The 17,450-nt window shown below is 64.4% G+C and carries 15 protein-coding genes, 4 tRNA genes and 1 pseudogene; 8 read left to right on the top strand and 12 right to left on the bottom strand.

Annotated elements, in window-relative coordinates:
- Positions 1-101 precede the first annotated feature (101 nt).
- The 5 genes from ACF8LI_RS00280 to ACF8LI_RS00260 all read right to left on the bottom strand — a co-directional run bounded on the left by ACF8LI_RS00280 (position 102) and on the right by ACF8LI_RS00260 (position 1,321).
- Positions 102-176, bottom strand: a tRNA-Thr gene (locus tag ACF8LI_RS00280).
- A gap of 43 nt (positions 177-219) precedes the next feature.
- Positions 220-293 (bottom strand) — tRNA-Gly (locus ACF8LI_RS00275).
- Between the two features lie 55 nt (positions 294-348).
- A tRNA-Tyr gene (locus ACF8LI_RS00270) sits at positions 349-434 on the bottom strand.
- Between the two features lie 90 nt (positions 435-524).
- Positions 525-600, bottom strand: a tRNA-Arg gene (locus tag ACF8LI_RS00265).
- A gap of 82 nt (positions 601-682) precedes the next feature.
- On the bottom strand, positions 683-1,321 hold the full coding sequence (locus ACF8LI_RS00260) for a TetR family transcriptional regulator (RefSeq protein ID WP_026061988.1): 639 nt from the start codon (positions 1,319-1,321) through the stop codon (positions 683-685).
- Positions 1,322-1,513: 192 nt separating this feature from the next.
- Between ACF8LI_RS00260 and ACF8LI_RS00255 the strand changes: the two genes are divergently transcribed.
- The 4 genes and pseudogenes from ACF8LI_RS00255 to ACF8LI_RS00240 all read left to right on the top strand — a co-directional run.
- A complete protein-coding gene (locus ACF8LI_RS00255; protein WP_212646777.1) occupies positions 1,514-2,806 on the top strand; it encodes an efflux RND transporter periplasmic adaptor subunit in 1,293 nt (430 codons plus the stop codon).
- A gap of 15 nt (positions 2,807-2,821) precedes the next feature.
- Positions 2,822-5,977, top strand: coding sequence for an efflux RND transporter permease subunit (locus ACF8LI_RS00250; RefSeq protein WP_016448486.1), 3,156 nt, complete (start codon positions 2,822-2,824; stop codon positions 5,975-5,977).
- A complete protein-coding gene (locus ACF8LI_RS00245) occupies positions 5,970-7,424 on the top strand; it encodes an efflux transporter outer membrane subunit (protein WP_046987756.1) in 1,455 nt (484 codons plus the stop codon). The genes ACF8LI_RS00250 and ACF8LI_RS00245 overlap by 8 nt, the downstream gene beginning before the upstream one ends.
- Positions 7,425-7,632: 208 nt before the next feature.
- Positions 7,633-8,163, top strand: a pseudogene (locus tag ACF8LI_RS00240) (c-type cytochrome); the annotation flags it as partial.
- 57 nt (positions 8,164-8,220) lie between these two features.
- Here the strand turns inward: ACF8LI_RS00240 and ACF8LI_RS00235 are convergent.
- Positions 8,221-8,772: a DUF2946 family protein gene (locus ACF8LI_RS00235; RefSeq protein WP_016448489.1), complete on the bottom strand. Its 552-nt coding sequence runs from the start codon at positions 8,770-8,772 to the stop codon at positions 8,221-8,223.
- A 5-nt stretch (positions 8,773-8,777) separates the two neighbouring features.
- On the bottom strand, positions 8,778-9,764 hold the full coding sequence (locus ACF8LI_RS00230; RefSeq protein ID WP_392411595.1) for a YheT family hydrolase: 987 nt from the start codon (positions 9,762-9,764) through the stop codon (positions 8,778-8,780).
- A 145-nt stretch (positions 9,765-9,909) separates the two neighbouring features.
- Here ACF8LI_RS00230 and ACF8LI_RS00225 point away from each other — a divergent pair, with 145 nt between their 5' ends.
- From ACF8LI_RS00225 to ACF8LI_RS00210, 4 genes are all read left to right on the top strand, one after another.
- Entirely contained in the window at positions 9,910-10,497 is a 588-nt protein-coding gene (locus ACF8LI_RS00225) for a LemA family protein (protein WP_016448491.1), read from the top strand.
- A 33-nt stretch (positions 10,498-10,530) separates the two neighbouring features.
- The gene (locus ACF8LI_RS00220; protein WP_392411600.1) at positions 10,531-11,415 is read left to right on the top strand and encodes a TPM domain-containing protein; all 885 of its coding nucleotides are present in this window, start codon (positions 10,531-10,533) and stop codon (positions 11,413-11,415) included.
- A 1-nt stretch (position 11,416) separates the two neighbouring features.
- A complete protein-coding gene (locus ACF8LI_RS00215) occupies positions 11,417-11,959 on the top strand; it encodes a TPM domain-containing protein (protein WP_392411593.1) in 543 nt (180 codons plus the stop codon).
- 99 nt (positions 11,960-12,058) lie between these two features.
- Positions 12,059-12,319, top strand: a complete 261-nt coding sequence (locus ACF8LI_RS00210; RefSeq protein WP_016448494.1) for a hypothetical protein — start codon at positions 12,059-12,061, stop codon at positions 12,317-12,319.
- Between the two features lie 65 nt (positions 12,320-12,384).
- Here the strand turns inward: ACF8LI_RS00210 and ACF8LI_RS00205 are convergent, their stop codons facing one another.
- The 5 genes from ACF8LI_RS00205 to ACF8LI_RS00185 all read right to left on the bottom strand — a co-directional run bounded on the left by ACF8LI_RS00205 (position 12,385) and on the right by ACF8LI_RS00185 (position 17,438).
- Positions 12,385-12,801, bottom strand: coding sequence for a F0F1 ATP synthase subunit epsilon (locus ACF8LI_RS00205; RefSeq protein WP_012202358.1), 417 nt, complete (start codon positions 12,799-12,801; stop codon positions 12,385-12,387).
- 160 nt (positions 12,802-12,961) lie between these two features.
- Positions 12,962-14,371 (bottom strand): F0F1 ATP synthase subunit beta, encoded by a 1,410-nt coding sequence (gene atpD, locus ACF8LI_RS00200; protein WP_012202357.1) that lies wholly within the window; start codon positions 14,369-14,371, stop codon positions 12,962-12,964.
- 34 nt (positions 14,372-14,405) lie between these two features.
- Positions 14,406-15,278 (bottom strand): F0F1 ATP synthase subunit gamma, encoded by an 873-nt coding sequence (gene atpG, locus ACF8LI_RS00195; RefSeq protein WP_012202356.1) that lies wholly within the window; start codon positions 15,276-15,278, stop codon positions 14,406-14,408.
- 18 nt (positions 15,279-15,296) lie between these two features.
- Entirely contained in the window at positions 15,297-16,850 is a 1,554-nt protein-coding gene (atpA, locus tag ACF8LI_RS00190; protein ID WP_016448495.1) for a F0F1 ATP synthase subunit alpha, read from the bottom strand.
- A 48-nt stretch (positions 16,851-16,898) separates the two neighbouring features.
- Positions 16,899-17,438, bottom strand: a complete 540-nt coding sequence (locus ACF8LI_RS00185; protein ID WP_012202354.1) for a F0F1 ATP synthase subunit delta — start codon at positions 17,436-17,438, stop codon at positions 16,899-16,901.
- Between the last annotated feature and the right edge of the window lie 12 nt (positions 17,439-17,450).

Raw genomic sequence — 17,450 nt, 5'->3', positions numbered from 1 at the left:
CGCTCGAATTTTTCTTTAGCCATTTTTCCGACTCCGAAAAAAATCTAAATCACTACAACAGGATTTGGCGCAACCCCATCTAGCGAGCGCACCAGAGAGAATGGTGCCCATGGGCAGGATCGAACTGCCGACCTCTCCCTTACCAAGGGAGTGCTCTACCACTGAGCCACATGGGCCTTGAAGCCGCCGAAGCAACCTCAAAAAACTTTGCTTGCAAACTGGAGCGGGAGACGGGAATCGAACCCGCGTCATTAGCTTGGAAGGCTAGGGTTCTACCATTGAACTACTCCCGCACAGATTGACTGCACGCTGCCACCTTTTCAGATGACTTCTCTTCTTCACCATTACTGGTGGAGGGGACTGGATTCGAACCAGTGTAGGCGTAAGCCAACAGATTTACAGTCTGCCCCCTTTAGCCACTCGGGCACCCCTCCGAAGAGATTTGAATTCTAGCACCGTTTTTTTCGTCTGAAAAAATTCAGTGCATTTTTTTCTCAGGCCACCGAGGCGATCCAAGAAAAATGTGGCGCGGCTGGCGGGGATCGAACCCACGACCCTTGGCTTCGGAGGCCAATACTCTATCCACTGAGCTACAGCCGCTCAAGGCATCGCTGCCCTGCACAAGCCGATGATTGTCGCATGACTTTGCACTACCGCGTACAAGCCCCGCGGCCCCGCCCGCTCATTGGGCAGGAGCCTCCGAAACCGTGAAGCCCAGCCCGCGCAGGCAGACATCCACCGCCTGGGCACCCACTTGCTTGAGATCGAAAGCCCGCCCCAGCAGCCAGCTCTGCAGCAGCCCGTCAAACATGGCGCACAGTGCGATCGATGCCTGGTGCGCCGACATGGGCATGGTGACTGCATGGCTTTCGGCGGCGGCACACAGCGCCAACTCCAGCCGGGACGAAAAGGAGTCCAGTGCCGCGCGATTGCGCTCCTGCACCGGCATGAGTTCGCCCACGTACTCCACCTTGAGCAACAGGATCTCGAAGACGCGCCGCGTGCTGTCGTCATCCGCAATGCGCCCGAAGACCACCGCCATCAGGCGCCGCACATATTCCAGCGCATCGCATTCGGAGTCATCTTCGCAGTCGCCCTGAGCGGCCTGCTCCAGCGGGAGCGTGACGCGATCCAGCATGGCATAGAAGAGATCCAGCTTGTCCTTGAAATGCCAGTAGACCGCACCGCGCGTGGCGCCGGCTCGCTGGGCAATCTCGTTGAGCGAGGCCCGGGCGACACCCTGCTCGTAGAACACTTGCTCCGCAGCGTCCAGCAGACTGTTGCGCGTTGCAAACGCATCTTCTTTCGTTCGTCGTGCCAAGATGTATTTCCTTCCATCGTTGAGCCCGGCCATGCCACGCTACGCCATGCTTCGCGCCGCCTTGCAGCAACTGCGGTCATTATACATTCATGTATGTATGTATAATCCGCGACTTGCCCGTGGACACGGGCGTTCCGGATAGCGCTGACCGGAACGTCAACATCGTTATTTGATTCAGCACAAGGACCCATCATGCCCAGCACACGCAGCAATGTGTCAGCCGCTCCGTCCCCTTACAACAGTCTGCGCCTCACCACCGTGGCCCTGGCCGTCACCGCCGCAATGGCCATGGCCGCCTGCGGGAAAAAGCCCGAAGAACAAGCTGCCGCACAGCAGCAGATGCCCGCCGTCCCTGTAGGTGTGGTGGTGGCCACCCCCGCCGATGTGGGACTTGTGACCGAGTTGCCCGGCCGCGTGGACGCGCGCCGCGTGGCCCAGATCCGGGCCCGTAGCGCCGGCATCGTGCAGGAGCGCCTGTTCAAGGAAGGCAGCGACGTGAAGGCCGGCCAGGTGCTGTACCGCATCGATCCGGCGCCCTACCAGGCGACGCTGCAAAGTGCCAAGGCCACGCAGGCCCGTGCCGAGGCCAACCAGGCCCAGGCACTGGCGCAACTGGAACGCTACCGCCCGCTGGTTGCCGCCAACGCGATCAGCAAGCAGGACTTCGTCAATGCAGAGGCTGCCTACAAGCAGGCCCAGGCTGACGTCGCGGCCGGCAAGGCCTCCGTGCGGACCGCCGAGATCAATCTTGGCTATACCAGCGTCACCGCCCCCATTTCTGGCCGCATCGGCCAGTCTCTGGTGACCGAAGGCGCGCTGGTCGGCCAGGGCGAGGCGACCCCGCTGGCCGTGGTCCAGCAGATCAATCCGGTCTATGTGAATTTCACCCAGTCGTCCAGCGAAGCCTTCCGGCTGCGCCGCGCGATGGAGCAGGGCAAGCTCAAGAGGGCCGATGGCGCCGAAGCCGCCAGCGTCGAGGTGCGCCTGGACGATGGCACGGCCTACGAACTCAAGGGCAAGCTGCTGTTCACCGACCTGACCGTGGACAGCTCCACCGGCCAGGTCACGCTGCGTGCCGAGGTGCCCAATCCCAAGGGATTGCTGCTGCCCGGCATGTATGTGCGCGTGCGCATGGAGCAGGCCCAGGCGTCCAACGCCATTGCCGTGCCCCAGCAGGCGGTGACGCGCACCGAGACCGGCGACACCGTGAGCGTGGTCAGCGACGACGGCAAGATCACCAAGCGCCAAGTGAAGGTGACCACGGCCCAGAACAACCAGTGGCTGGTCAGCGAAGGCCTGCAGGCGGGCGAGAAGGTGATGGTCGACGGCTTCCAGAAGCTGCAGATGCTGCCACCCGGCACGCCGGTCAAGCCCGTACCGTGGCAGCCCGAGGCCGCAGGCGCCCAGAAGCCGGCCGGCACGGCAGCGCCAGCCCCGCAAGCCGCAGCCGATGCCAAGCCTGCGGACCAGGCAGACAAGAAGTAATCAAGGGGCTCAGCAATGGCCAAGTTCTTTATCGACAGACCGATCTTTGCATGGGTCGTCGCGCTGTTCATCATCGTCCTCGGTGGTATCGCGCTGACCAAGCTTCCGATCGCTCAATACCCCAAGGTGGCTCCTCCGGCCATCGTCATCAACACGGCCTATCCAGGCGCGTCCGCGAAGGTGCTCGAAGACAGCGTGCTGTCCGTGATCGAGCGCGAGATGAACGGCTCGCCCGGCCTGGTCTACATGGAGTCTGTGGCCCAGGCCGACGGCACGGGCAGCATCACCATCAGCTTCGAGGCCGGCACCAACGTGGACCTGGCGCAGGTGGACGTGCAAAACCGCCTCTCGCGCGCCACGCCGCGCCTGCCTGCGTCGGTGACGCAGCAGGGCGTTCGCGTGGACAAGGCGTCGTCCAACTTCCTGCTGTTCATCATGCTGTCGTCCGAGGACGCCAAGGCCTATGACACGGTGGCCCTGGGCGACTATGCCTCGCGCAACATCGTTCCCGAAATCCAGCGTGTGGCAGGCGTGGGCCAGGCACAGCTGTTCGGCACGGAAAAGGCGATGCGCATCTGGTTCGATCCCGCCAAGCTGCAGGGCTACAAGCTCTCGGCCGAGGACGTGACAGCCGCCATCCGCAGCCAGAACGCCCAGGTGGCCAGCGGCGCCATCGGCGACCTGCCCAACATCACGGGCCAGAAGATCGCCGCCACGGTGACGGTGATGGGCCAGCTGTCTTCGATCAGCCAGTTCGAGAACATCGTGCTGCGCGCCAATGCCGATGGCTCCACCGTGCGACTCAAGGACGTGGCCACCATCGAGATCGGCGGCCAGGCCTACGCGACCTCCGCCCGCCTGAACGGCAAGGATGCCGTGGGTATCGGCGTGCAGCTGACGCCCAGCGGCAATGCGCTGGCCACGGCCAAGGCCGTGCATGCACGCATGGAGGAACTGAAGAAGTTCTTCCCCAAGGGCGTGAATTACTCCATTCCCTACGACAGCTCCAAGTTCGTGAGCATCTCCATCGAGAAGGTGGCCCACACGCTGCTGGAAGCCATCGTGCTGGTGTTCCTGGTGATGTACCTGTTCCTGCAGAACTGGCGCTACACGCTGATCCCGACCATCGTGGTGCCCATTGCACTGCTGGGCACCTTCGCGGTCATGCAGGCCGTGGGCTTCTCGATCAACGTGCTGGCCATGTTCGGCATGGTGCTAGTCATCGGCATCGTGGTGGACGACGCCATCGTGGTGGTGGAGAACGTCGAGCGCATCATGAGCGAGGAAGGCCTGCCGCCGCGCGAGGCCGCGATCAAGGCCATGGGCCAGATCTCGGGCGCCATCGTGGGCATTACGCTGGTGCTGATCGCGGTGTTCATACCGCTGGCTTTCTTCGCGGGGTCCACCGGCAATATCTACCGGCAGTTCTCCATCGTGATGGTCGCCTCCATCAGCTTCTCGGCCTTCATGGCGCTGACGCTGACACCGGCTCTGTGCGCAACGCTGCTCAAGCCCGTGGAGGCCGGCCACAACCACGAGAAGAAAGGCTTCTTCGGCTGGTTCAACCGCACGTTCGCACGCTCGGCCAAGTCCTATGAAGGCTGGGTGGCCCGCCTGCTCAAGCGCTCGGTGCTGATGATCGGCGTGTACCTGGCCGTGATCGCCGGTGCCGTGGTGGTGTTCCGTGGCCTGCCGACCTCGTTCCTGCCGACCGAGGACCAGGGCTACTTCATCGTCAACGTGCAACTGCCTCCTGGCGCCGCCAAGGAGCGCACGCTGGAAGTCATGAAGCAGGTCGAGGAGGCCGTGCTGCCGCAGCCCGAAGTGGCCAACATGGTCAGCGTGCTGGGCTTCAGCTTCTCCGGCCAGGGCCAGAACGCCGCCCTCGCCTTCGTGCCGCTCAAGGACTGGTCCGAACGCAAGGGAGCGGACTCCACGGTGGATGCCATGACGGGCCGCATCATGGGCATGACGGCGGGCATACGCGACGCCTTCGTGTTCGCCGTGAACCCGCCGCCCATTCCCGAACTGGGCAATGCCGTGGGCTTCTCGTTCCGCCTGCAGGATCGTGCCGGCCACGGCCACGATGCGCTGATCAATGCGCGCAACATGCTGCTGGGCATGGCCGGGCAGAGCAAGGTGCTGGCCGGCGTGCGTCCCGACGGCCTGGAAGACGCGCCGCAGCTGCGCATCGAGATCGACCGCGACAAGGCCAACGCACTGGGCGTGGACTTCACCTCGATCAATGCGGCGCTGTCCACGGCACTGGGCTCGTCCTACGTCAATGACTTCCCCAACCAGGGTCGTCTGCAGCGCGTGATCGTGCAGGCCGACGCTCCGGCCCGCATGCAGCCCGACGATCTGCTGCGCCTGAACGCGCGCAATGCCAAGGGCGATCCGGTGCCGCTGTCCACGTTCGCGACCACCAAGTGGGTCAAGGGCGCGCAGCAGACGGTGCGCTACAACGGCTACCCGGCCGTGCGCATCGAAGGCTCGGCTGCTCCGGGCTTCAGCTCGGGCGATGCCATGGACGAGATGGAAAAGCTGGCTGCCAAGCTGCCCGAAGGCTTCGGCTTCGAGTGGACCGGCCAGTCGCGTGAGGAAAAGCTGGCGGGCTCGCAAGCCATCTTCCTGTACGCCTTCGCCATCCTGGCCGTGTTCCTGTGCCTGGCCGCTCTGTACGAGAGCTGGTCGATTCCGCTGTCGGTGATTCTGGTCGTGCCGCTGGGTCTGCTGGGCGTGGTGCTTGCCACCTTGCTGCGCAACTATTCCAACGACGTGTACTTCCAGATCGGACTGGTGACGGTGATCGGCCTGTCGGCAAAGAACGCCATCCTGATCGTGGAGTTCGCCAAGGACCTGCAGGCCGAAGGCAAGGGCCTGATCGAGGCCGCGCTGGAAGCCGCGCACCTGCGGTTCCGGCCCATCATCATGACCTCGCTGGCCTTCGGCCTGGGCGTGGTGCCTCTGGTGATCGCCTCCGGCGCCAGCTCCGCCAGCCAGCGTGCCATCGGCACCGGCGTGCTCGGCGGCATGATCACCGGCACCGTGCTGGCCGTGCTGTTCGTGCCCACCTTCTTCGTCGTGGTGCGCAAGCTGTTCAAGGGCAAGATCAAAACGCACAACCCGCCGTCCACACCGGCCGGCAAGGAGGCCTTGAGCCATGATTAATCGCAGTACCCCGGTGGCCATCGCCACCGCCGTGCTCCTGGCGGGATGCTCGCTCATCCCCACCTACGAGCGCCCTGCCGCTCCGGTCGCGGCCCAATACACCCGCGCGAACGCCACTGCTGCGGCAGAAGGCGGAACGGCTGCCGCACAGCTGCCCTGGCAGGATTTCTTCCAGGACGCACGCCTGCAGCAACTGGTGCGCACCGCGCTGGACAACAACCGCGACCTGCGCGTGGCCGCGCTCAATATCGAGCGCGCCCAGGCGCAGTACCGGATCACGCGCGCCGACCAGTTCCCGACGGTCGGTGCAGGCGTCAACGCCAGCCGCGCCCCGAATACCACGGGCTCCGGCACCAAGTACGTCAACAGCTACCAGGTCGGCCTGGCCGTGACCTCCTGGGAGCTGGACTTCTTCGGGCGCATCGGCAGCCTGAAGGAAGCGGCCCTGGCCCAGTACTTGGCCACCGAGGAAGCGCGCCGCGCCGCGCAGACCAGCCTGGTGGCCGCCGTGGCCAGCGGCTGGTACACGCTGCTGGCCGACGAGCAGTTGCTGAAGATCTCGCGCGACACGCTGCAGACCCGCGAAGAGTCGATCAAGCTGACCAAGCTGCGCTTCGACACGGGCGTGGCCTCCGAGCTGGACTACCGCCAGGCCGTCTCGCTGACCGAAGCTGCGCGCGCCACCCTGGCGCAGCAGCAGCGCCAGCGTGCCCTGGACGAGAACGCCCTGGTGCTGCTGCTGGGCCAGGCGCTGCCTGCGGACGTAGTCGCCAGCCTGGGCTCCAGCCAGGGCCTGCGCGACACGGCCGACCTGCCTGCCGTGCCGGCCGGCCTGCCGTCTGACCTGCTCACGCAGCGCCCCGACATCCGCCAGGCCGAGCAGCAACTGATCAGCGCCAATGCCAACATCGGCGCGGCGCGTGCGGCCTTCTTCCCGCGCATCACGCTGACCGGGCAGTTCGGCACGGCCAGCAACGAGCTGTCGGGCCTGTTCAAGAGCGGCAGCTGGGGTTTCACCCTGGCACCCTCGGCCCTGCTGCCCATCTTCGATGCGGGCCGCAACTCGGCCAATCTGGCTGCGGCCAAGGTCGATCGCGAAGTGGCCATTGCGCAGTACGAGAAGTCCATCCAGAGCGCCTTCCGCGAAGTCTCCGACGCACTGGACAGCCAAGGCACGCTGCGTGACCAGATCATGGCCCAGCGCGCCCAGCTCGAAGCCGAGCAGGCACGCCTGAAGCTGTCCGACCTGCGCTACAGCAACGGCGTGGCCAGCTATCTGGACCTGCTGGACGCACAGCGCACCCTGTTCGCGCTGGAGCAATCCACCGTGAGCGTGCGCCTGGCGCAACTGCTCAATCAGATCGAGCTGTACAAGGCTCTGGGCGGCGGCTGGACCGACAGGACGGCGACAGCGGCTGCAACCACGCAAACTCCCGCGCAGCAATAACCGCATCTGCCGCGCCAACCGCAAAGAGGCGTTCACCGCAAGGTGAACGCCTCTTTGTCATTCAGTGCGGCAAGCATTTGCCAATTGCTTGATCCATCTCATGGCATATGTGCGTCCCAGGTCAACCCGGGTCTGCGCGCAGTGTCTGCAAGAGGGCCGTCGATATAATTTGTTGTTGACTCACGCCCCCACAACACAAGAGGACTTCATGAGCGCAACCCACACCGAAGAAGCCCATACGGGCCCGATCAAGAATCCCAGGCAACTGCTGATAGCGGTGTTTTTCTCGTTCGTGGTTCCGGTGTTCGTGATCATCGGCCTCGTGCAGTACGTGAGTTCGGCCGACAAGTCCGGTGCCGGCGCTTCCCAGACCGAAATGGCCAAGGCTCAACGCCTGCAGAAGATCGGCCTTGTGGAGATCCGTGATGCCAACCGCCCCCTGCGCGCGGGCGAAGAGGTCTACAAGGGCCAGTGCGCCGCTTGCCACGCCACGGGCGCTGCAGGAGCACCCAAGTTCGAGGATGCTGCGGCCTGGGGCCCTCGCCTTGCACAGGGACTGGAAGGCTTGGTGCACTCAGCACTCAAGGGCAAGGGCGCCATGGCCCCTCAGGGTGGCGGCGACTTCAACGACACCGAAATTGCACGCGGCGTGGTCTACATGGCCAATGCGGCGGGCGGCAAGTTCGAAGAACCCAAGGCCCCTGCCGCAGAAGGCGCCGCGGCAGAAGGCGCAGCAGCCCCCGCCAATTGAGCAACACGCGGGACTTCTGGAACCAACCGGCTTCGGCCGGTTTTTTCATGCCCGCGCAGGACTGCGCACGAAACCGTAGCGCTGCGGCAACGCCTCGGCCCGCACCTCTTCACAGGCCGGCAACGCGCCCGCCTCCAGCGCAGCCGCGGCATCGATCATGTCCTGCGTATGGACCAGGCCCAGGCCGGAAGGCGTCGCCAGGTACAGGCGCCCCGTCTCGTCCATCAGCGCTTCGGTGATGGCCCCGGCATCCAGTTCGGCTCCTGTATGGCTGTGCATCTGCAGGCCCTCGCCATCCCAGCGCAACCGCCATATCCAGGGAGCATTCTCCAGCTCCACATACACGCGCTGGGGACCGTTCTGGAAGAACCATCGACCATCGGGCTCGGCCAGGTAGTTGCGGGCGATGAAGTCCGCCAGCTTTTCGTTGCGCACCTCCGCGCCCTTGGCTCCCGGGATTCCGCTGTCGAAAGCGCCGCTGGCCTGGGCCTGTTCATCGCGCAGATACCAGCGCCCGCGCTCGTCCAGCCCCAGCCAGCCGCTGCAGGCAGGCACATGGGGCCATTTGGCCATGGCCTGCTTCACGATATCGTCCATTGCATTCATCCTTTTTCGCTGTGCGCCAGCCACTGCGTGACGGCCTGCGGCATGGCCAGTACATGTCCCGGCCAACGCCCCTGTGCAAAACCCACATGACCGCCGTGCGGCGGATGCCACAGCGTAACCCGCGGGCCGACTTCGCCTGGCGCCGGCAGGCTGTACGAAGGGACAAAGGGATCGTCCAGCGCATTGAGCAGCAGTGCAGGCACGGCAATGCTGCCCAGCAGCGGTTTGGCCGCCGCCCGATGCCAATAGTCCTGCGCATCACGAAAGCCGTGGACCGGCGCAGTGAACGCATCGTCAAACTCTCTCAGATCACGTGCACGCAGCACGGCATCACGATCGAAGAGACCGGGAAACTGCGCCCACTTGAGCAGCGCCTTGGGCACCAGGGTGCGCAGGAACATGCGCGTGTAGATCCAGCGGTTCAGCCCTTTCCCCAGCGCCGTTCCCCCGGCGGCCAGGTCCAGCGGCGCACTCACCGCCGCCAGGGCCTGCACCACCTCGGCAGCCTCGTCCGCCTGCACGCCCGCCCAGCGTGCCAGCGCATTGCCGCCCAGGGAGACACCAACCGCATGCAGCGGGCGAGAAGACCGCTCGCGCAGGCGGCGCAGTATCCAGTCCACCTCCTGCACATCGCCCGAGTGATAGGCGCGCGGCGCCCGGTTGACCTCGCCGCTGCAGCCGCGAAAGTGCGGCACGGCCATGTGCCAGCCGCGCTGTTCGGCCACACAGGCCATGGCCTGGGCATAGTGGCTGTTCGCCGAGCCTTCAAGGCCATGGAAAAGCACCAGCCATGGCGCATCGGCAGGCAGGGTGGGAGCACTGCCGAAGGCGACATCGATGAAGTCGCCATCCGGGGTATCCCAGCGCTCCCACCGCCACCGGGGTGCCGCATGGCCGGCCGGCCGACGGTGCGCGAACAGCGCCGGCCAGATGGTCTGTGCGTGGCCACCGGGCAGCCAGCGCGCCGCGTTGAATTGATGCATAGAGCCCGTTTGCAGTCCTTGTCCCAGTCGCTGCGAATGGCCTTTGCCCTACAGGGCGGCGGGCCAGGTGCGCAGCACAATCGCCAGCGATGCGCAGCATCGTGCACGATACTGTCTTCCATTGTCGCTTTCAGGTTGTCATCTCATGAAACGTCTAATCGCCACACTTGCCACCGTTCTGGTACTGACCGGCTGCGGCTACAACGATTTCCAGCGCCTTGACGAACAGACCAAGTCGGCCTGGAGCGAGGTGCTCAACCAGTACCAGCGCCGTGCCGACCTGGTGCCCAACATCGTGGCCTCGGTCAAGGGCGAGGCCAATTTCGAGCAGGAGACCCTGACCAAGGTGGTGGAGGCACGCGCCAAGGCCACCTCCATCCAGGCCACGCCCGAGCTGGTCAACAACCCCGAGGCTTTCAACAAGTTCCAGCAGGCGCAGGGTGAGCTGTCCAGTGCGCTGTCCCGGCTGATGGTGGTGGCCGAGCGCTACCCCCAGTTGCAGGCCAATCAGGGCTTCCGTGACCTGCGCGTCACGCTGGAGGGCACGGAGAACCGCATCACCGTGGCGCGCAACCAGTACATCCAGGCCGTGCAGTCCTACAACGTGCTGGCGCGCAGCTTTCCGACCAATCTGACGGCCAAGGTCTTCAGCTATGAGCCCAAGCCCACCTTCAGCGTGCAGAACGAGGCCGAAATCTCTCGCCCGCCCACGGTGGACTTCGGCAACAAGTAAACCGTGACCACATCCCTGGCGCCGCTCTGGCGCATGCTTTGCGCCCTGCTCCTGGCAGCGTTGTTGCTGCCAGGCAGCGCGCTGGCGCAGGCTCCGCAACCCGTCCCCCCGCTGACGGCCCGGCTCATCGACCAGACGGGCACGCTGTCGCCCGACGAGGCACGGGCCATTGAAGACAGGCTGCGCAGCATTGAACAGAAGTCGGGCTCGCAGGTCGTTGTGCTGATGGTGGCCACCACGGCGCCCGAGGACATCGCCGCCTATGCCTGGCGCGTGGCCAGCGACTGGAAGATAGGCCGCCGCGACGTGGGCGACGGGCTGTTGATGGTGATTGCCAAGAACGACAGGCGCATGCGGCTGGAAGTGGCCCGCGCGCTGGAAGGCGCCATCCCCGACCTGGCGGCCGCTCGCATCATCGACCAGCAGATAACCCCGCGCTTTCGCCAGGGCGACTATGCAGGCGGCATTGCCGCTGCGCTGGACCAGGTGGCGGCACGCATTGCGGGCGAGCAGCTGCCGGCCCCCTCCCCCAATGCCCCTTCCTCCAAAAGCCCGGACCGTGGCTTCGACATGGAAGACCTGATGCTGTTCTTCTTTTTCGGTGTGGTCATCGCGGGCCCCATCCTGCGCTCGATGCTGGGCCGGCCCCTGGCCTCGGTGCTGGCAGGCACAGGCGCCGGCATTGCCGCCTATGTGGTGACCACCAGTCTGCTGGTGGCTGGCGGAGCGGGCATCGTCGCTCTGCTGTTCACCTTGCTGGGCAGCGGCCGCTCCGGCAGGGGTGGCGGTGGATGGGGCGGAGGGGGTGGCTACGGCGGTGGTTTTGGCGGAGGCGGCGGACGAAGCAGTGGCGGCGGAGGCTTCAGCTCCGGGGGAGGCGGCAGTTTTGGGGGCGGCGGCGCCTCGGGGAGTTGGTGAGATGGCGGCTGCAATCTCAGGCTTTGTTCAGCGTCTGGTCCGGCTGCTGCGCCACCATTGGGCCGAAGGGCAGCTGCGGCGTGCACTCCCACCCGAGACCCTGGCGGAGCTGGAGCGCCTGATCACCATGAGCGAGCAGCGCCATACAGGACAGATCCGTATCTGCGTCGAGCCCGGCCTGCCGCCCAGCTACATCTGGCGCGATGCCACGCCGCGCGAGCGCGCCATCACGCTGTTCGGCAAGCTGCGCGTCTGGGATACCGAGCACAACAACGGCGCCCTGATCTATCTGCTGCTGGCCGACCACGCCATCGAGATCGTCGCCGACCGCGCCCTGGCGCGCACCCTGCCTGCGCAGCAGTGGCAGACGCTGATCAGTGACATGCAGGCCGCTTTCCAGGGCGGCCACTATGCCATGGGCATGACAGCAGCCCTGGAGCGCGTGAGCCTGCTGCTGGAAACCAACTTCCCGCGTGACCCGTTGCAGCCTGTGCACGAAGGTGGCGACAATCTTCCCGATACCGTCGTGATACAGCGGCACTGAGGCAAAACGGCCCTCAGGCCGAGCGCCCCCTTCATCGAGCTATCGCGGGCACGGAGGCTGTGATAGCGTCACGCCATTTCATCAAGGAGCATCCACACCATGAAGAACACCCTGGCCCGCCTGGGCCTGCTGGCCGCCGTGCTGGCCCTGAGCGCCTGCGCAAGCCCCGTCCTCGATGACTCGCAAGAGTACGACTATGTGCTCAGCTGCAAGCTGCGCGAGGACGACCCCAAGCGATGCGAGCAGCAGATCCGCGCGCTGTGCCCCGTGCCAGCCAAGGCCGTGACGCACAAGTCGCGCACGGTCGACCCCAAGGACAACGCCGTGACCTACGTCTACCAGGCCCGCTGCGGCGACTGAGACGCCTGCGCACCATGGAAAAAGCCGCCCGAGGGCGGCTTTCTTGCGGCTGGTCCCGGCAGGGCTCAGCGCTTTTGGCGGAACTTGCGCAGCGCCGCGATCTGGGCGGCCATGACGGCCAGCTCGGACTGGGCACGCGCCAGATCGACTTCGCTCTTGGCGTTCTTCAGCGCTTCCTCGGCTTCGAGCTTGGCCTTCTCGGCCTTCTCGGCGTCCAGGTCGGCACCGCGGATGGCGGTGTCGGACAGCACGGTCACGCAGTTGGGCTGCACTTCCAGGATGCCGCCGGCCACGAAGACGAACTCTTCGCTGCCGTCAGCCATCTCGATACGCACCGAGCCGGGCTTGATGCGCGTGATCAGCGGAGTGTGGCGGGGAAAAATGCCCAGTTCGCCGGATTCACCGGGCAGGGCGACAAAGCGCGCTTCACCGGAGAAGATGGACTCTTCGGCACTGACCACATCAACGTGGATGGTGTTCATCTTTGCTCCTCAGAAAAGGTAGGACTGGAACTTGGAACCGGCAGGGCCCAGATCGGGGACACCGAGCAAGGGCCGCCCCTCGGCGAGGGTGTCCTCCCCCTCCCCCGCAAAGCGGGTAGAGAGGGGGAAGCGACGCAGTCGCTCAGGGGGTGCCGCAGGCTCAAGCCGCCAGCTTCTTGGCCTTCTCGAAGGCTTCGTCGATGGTGCCAACCATGTAGAAGGCCTGCTCGGGCAGGTGATCGCACTCGCCGGCGCAGATCATCTTGAAACCACGGATGGTTTCAGCCAGCGACACGTACTTGCCGGGAGCGCCAGTGAACACTTCGGCCACGTGGAAAGGCTGCGACAGGAAACGCTGGATCTTGCGGGCGCGGGCCACGGTCAGCTTGTCTTCGGGAGCCAGCTCGTCCATGCCCAGAATGGCGATGATGTCGCGCAGTTCCTTGTAGCGCTGCAGCGTGCCCTGCACTTCGCGGGCCACCTTGTAGTGCTCTTCACCCACGACCTGGGGGTCCAGCTGGCGGCTGGTGGAGTCCAGCGGGTCGACAGCGGGGTAGATACCCAGCGAAGCGATGTCACGCGACAGCACCACGGTGGAGTCCAAGTGGGCGAACGTCGTGGCAGGCGAGGGGTCGGTCAAGTCATCGGCAGGCACGTAAACGGCCTGGATGGAAGTGATCGAACCGACCTTGGTCGAGGTGATGCGCTCTTGCAGGCGGCCCATTTCCTCGGCCAGCGTGGGCTGGTAGCCCACGGCGGAAGGCATGCGGCCCAGCAGAGCGGACACTTCGGTACCGGCCAGCGTGTAGCGGTAGATGTTGTCCACGAAGAACAGCACGTCCTTGCCTTCGTCACGGAAGGCTTCGGCCATGGTCAGGCCGGTCAGCGCCACGCGCAGACGGTTGCCCGGGGGTTCGTTCATCTGGCCGTAGACCATGGCGACCTTGGAGTCGTTCAGCGACTCCTGGTTGACCACGCCGGCGTCCGACATTTCGTGATAGAAGTCATTGCCTTCACGGGTACGTTCACCCACACCGGCAAACACCGACAGACCACCGTGGCCCTTGGCGATGTTGTTGATGAGTTCCATCATGTTCACGGTCTTGCCCACGCCGGCGCCACCGAACAGACCCACCTTGCCGCCCTTGGCGAAGGGAGAGATCAGGTCGATCACCTTGATGCCGGTTTCCAGCAGCTCCTGCGAAGGCGACAGCTCGTCATAAGCCGGTGCCTTGCGGTGGATGGGGGCCGTCAGGGCCTGATCCACGGGACCGCGTTCGTCGATGGGGTTGCCCAGCACGTCCATGATGCGACCCAGCGTCGCCTTGCCCACGGGCACGGTGATGGGGTTGCCGGTGTTGGACACCATCAGGCCACGACGCAGACCGTCGGACGAGCCCAGGGCGATGGTACGCACAACGCCGTCACCCAGCAGTTGCTGCACTTCCAGCGTCAGGGCCGAGCCGTCGAGCTTCAGGGCATCGAACACCTTGGGCATTGCGTTGCGGGGGAACTCGACGTCCACCACAGCGCCAATACATTGAACAATCTTGCCTTGCACTTGAGCCATTTTTTGCTCCAATTAGTTTGTCTGTTAAAGCCGTTTACACCGCAGCGGCGCCAGCCACGATTTCCGACAGTTCGGTCGTGATGGCTGCCTGACGCGTCTTGTTGTAGACGAGCTTCAACTCGCTGATGACGTTGCCGGCGTTGTCGGTCGCGGCCTTCATGGCCACCATGCGCGCCGATTGCTCGGACGCCATGTTTTCTGCAACCGCTTGGTAGACCAGGGACTCTGCGTAACGCACGAGCAGCTCGTCGATCACGGACTGCGCATCGGGTTCGTAGATGTAGTCCCAGCTATGGCCAGACGTCTTCTCGGCCTGCATGCTCTCGGACGACAGGGGCAGCAACTGCTCCACCACCGATTCCTGCTTCATGGTGTTGATGAACTTGGTGTAGCTCAGGTACACCGCGCTCAGCTTGCCCGCTGCGTACGCATCGAGCAGCACCTTCACAGGGCCGATCAGCTTTTCCAGATGGGGCGTATCGCCCAGACCCGTCGCGTGCGAAACCACCTTGGCGCCGACACGGTTCAGAAAGCCCAGACCCTTGTTGCCAATGGCCACCGCTTCTGCCGACACGCCTTGATCCTGCAGCTCCCGCAGCTTGGCCGTGACAGCACGCAACACGTTGGTGTTCATGCCGCCGCACAACCCCTTGTCCGTCGTCACAACGATGACGCCGGCAGTCTTGGCATCACCGTTCACTTGCATGAACGGGTGCACGTACTCGGGGTTGGCTTGGCCAAGATGGACTGCAATGTTGCGGATCTTTTCGCTGTACGGGCGTGCAGCCAGCATCCGTTCCTGCGCCTTGCGCATCTTGGATGCGGCCACCATTTCCATGGCTTTGGTGATCTTCTTGGTGTTTTCCACCGATTTGATCTTGCCGCGAATTTCCTTACCTGCTGCCATGATGGCTCCTCGTCCGGTTTAAGCGAACGACTTCTTGAACGCAACGATGGCGGCGTTCAATTCGGCTTCGGAATCCTTGTCCATGGCCTTGGAAGCGTTCAGCTTGTCGATCAGGGCGCCGTGGCTGGTCTTCAGGAACTGGTGCAGACCAGACTCGAAAGCCAGCACTTGCTTGACCTGGATATCGTCCATGTAGCCCTTGTTCACTGCGAACAGCGAAGCGCCCATCAGGGCGGTGGACAGGGGGCTGTACTGGGCCTGCTTGAGCAGTTCGGTCACGCGGGCACCGCGGTCGAGCTGCTTGCGGGTGGCTTCGTCCAGGTCGGAGGCGAACTGCGCGAAGGCAGCCAGCTCACGGTATTGCGCCAGGTCGGTACGGATACCGCCGGACTGGCCCTTGACCAGCTTGGTCTGTGCAGCACCACCGACGCGCGACACCGAGATACCGGCGTTGATGGCGGGGCGGATACCGGCGTTGAACAGGCTGGTTTCCAGGAAGATCTGGCCGTCCGTGATCGAGATCACGTTAGTGGGCACGAAGGCCGACACGTCACCCGCCTGGGTTTCGATGATGGGCAGAGCCGTCAGCGAACCCGTCTTGCCCTTGACTTCACCCTTGGTGAAGGCTTCGACATAGTCGGCATTCACGCGGGCTGCGCGCTCGAGCAGGCGGCTGTGGAGATAGAACACGTCGCCGGGGAAGGCTTCACGGCCCGGGGGACGGCGCAGCAGCAGCGAAACCTGGCGGTAGGCCACGGCCTGCTTGGACAGGTCGTCATAGACGATCAGCGCGTCTTCGCCGCGGTCGCGGAAGTACTCGCCCATCGTGCAGCCCGAGTAGGCCGACACGTACTGCATGGCAGCGGATTCGGAAGCGGTGGCAGCCACGACGATGGTGTATTCCATCGCGCCGGCCTGCTCCAGGGCACGCACCACGTTCTTGATCGAGGAAGCCTTCTGGCCGATCGCAACGTAGATGCAGGTAACGCCCTGACCCTTCTGGTTGATGATGGCGTCGATGGCCACGGCGGTCTTGCCGGTCTGGCGGTCGCCGATGATCAGTTCGCGCTGGCCACGGCCGACGGGCACCATCGAGTCGATGGACTTGATGCCGGTCTGCAGGGGCTGGTCCACGGACTGGCGTGCGATCACGCCAGGAGCGACCTTCTCGATCACGTCCGTCATCTTGGCGTTGATCGGGCCCTTGCCGTCGATGGGCTGACCCAGGGCGTTGACCACGCGGCCGATGAGTTCGGGGCCGACGGGCACTTCCAGAATGCGGCCCGTGCACTTGACGGTGTCGCCTTCGGAGATGTGCTCGTACTCGCCCAGAATCACGGCGCCGACGGAGTCGCGCTCGAGGTTCAGCGCCAGGCCGAAGGAGGGCTGGCCGTCCTTGCCTGCGGGGAATTCCAGCATTTCGCCTTGCATCACGTCCGACAGGCCGTGCACGCGCACGATACCGTCGGTCACCGAAACCACGGTGCCTTCGTTACGGATGTCGCTGCTGCCAGCCAGACCCTCGATGCGGCTCTTGATCAGTTCAGAAATTTCTGCGGGATTGAGTTGCATGACTCTTTCCTTCTTTAGCTTTGGTTAGCCGAGACCTCAGTCGCGTTGTTACGCAATGAGGGCCGCTTTCATTTGTTCCAGGCGGGCCTTGACGGAGGTGTCAAGAACTTCATCACCCACCACGACGCGGATGCCACCGATCAGGGACTGATCTTGCTGCACCGACAGGTTCAGCTTTCGGCCGAAACGCTTCTCCAGCGAAGTCCCGAGTGCGGCCAGTGCGGCAGCATCTATGGGGAATGCGCTTTGAACCACGGCGTCGGACGAGCCACCGGCGCGGTTCACGAGGCTGCGAAACTGGGCCGCCACTTCTGGCAGGGCTTGCAGTCGGCCGTTTTCAATGATGACGCGCAGAAAGTTGCGTGCGGCATCGGGCAATGCCGAGCCGGCCACGCCGCTGATGACGTCGAACAGTTGTTCGTCGGTCACCTTGGGGTCGTCGGCCAGCTGGCGCAATTGCGGATTGGCGGCAATCGCCGCCAATTCCTCCGCCCAGGCAACAGTGCCGGACAGGTCAGCACCCTGCTGGGTGCTGGCCTTGAACAGGGCATCTGCGTAAGGACGGGCAATGGTGGCGAGTTCTGCCATGTTTGCTCTTCC

The sequence above is a fragment of the Delftia sp. WSY_12 genome (genome assembly GCF_043104645.1).
Lineage (GTDB): Bacteria > Pseudomonadota > Gammaproteobacteria > Burkholderiales > Burkholderiaceae_C > Comamonas > Comamonas tsuruhatensis.
This window is presented reverse-complemented; position numbering and strand designations above follow the sequence as displayed.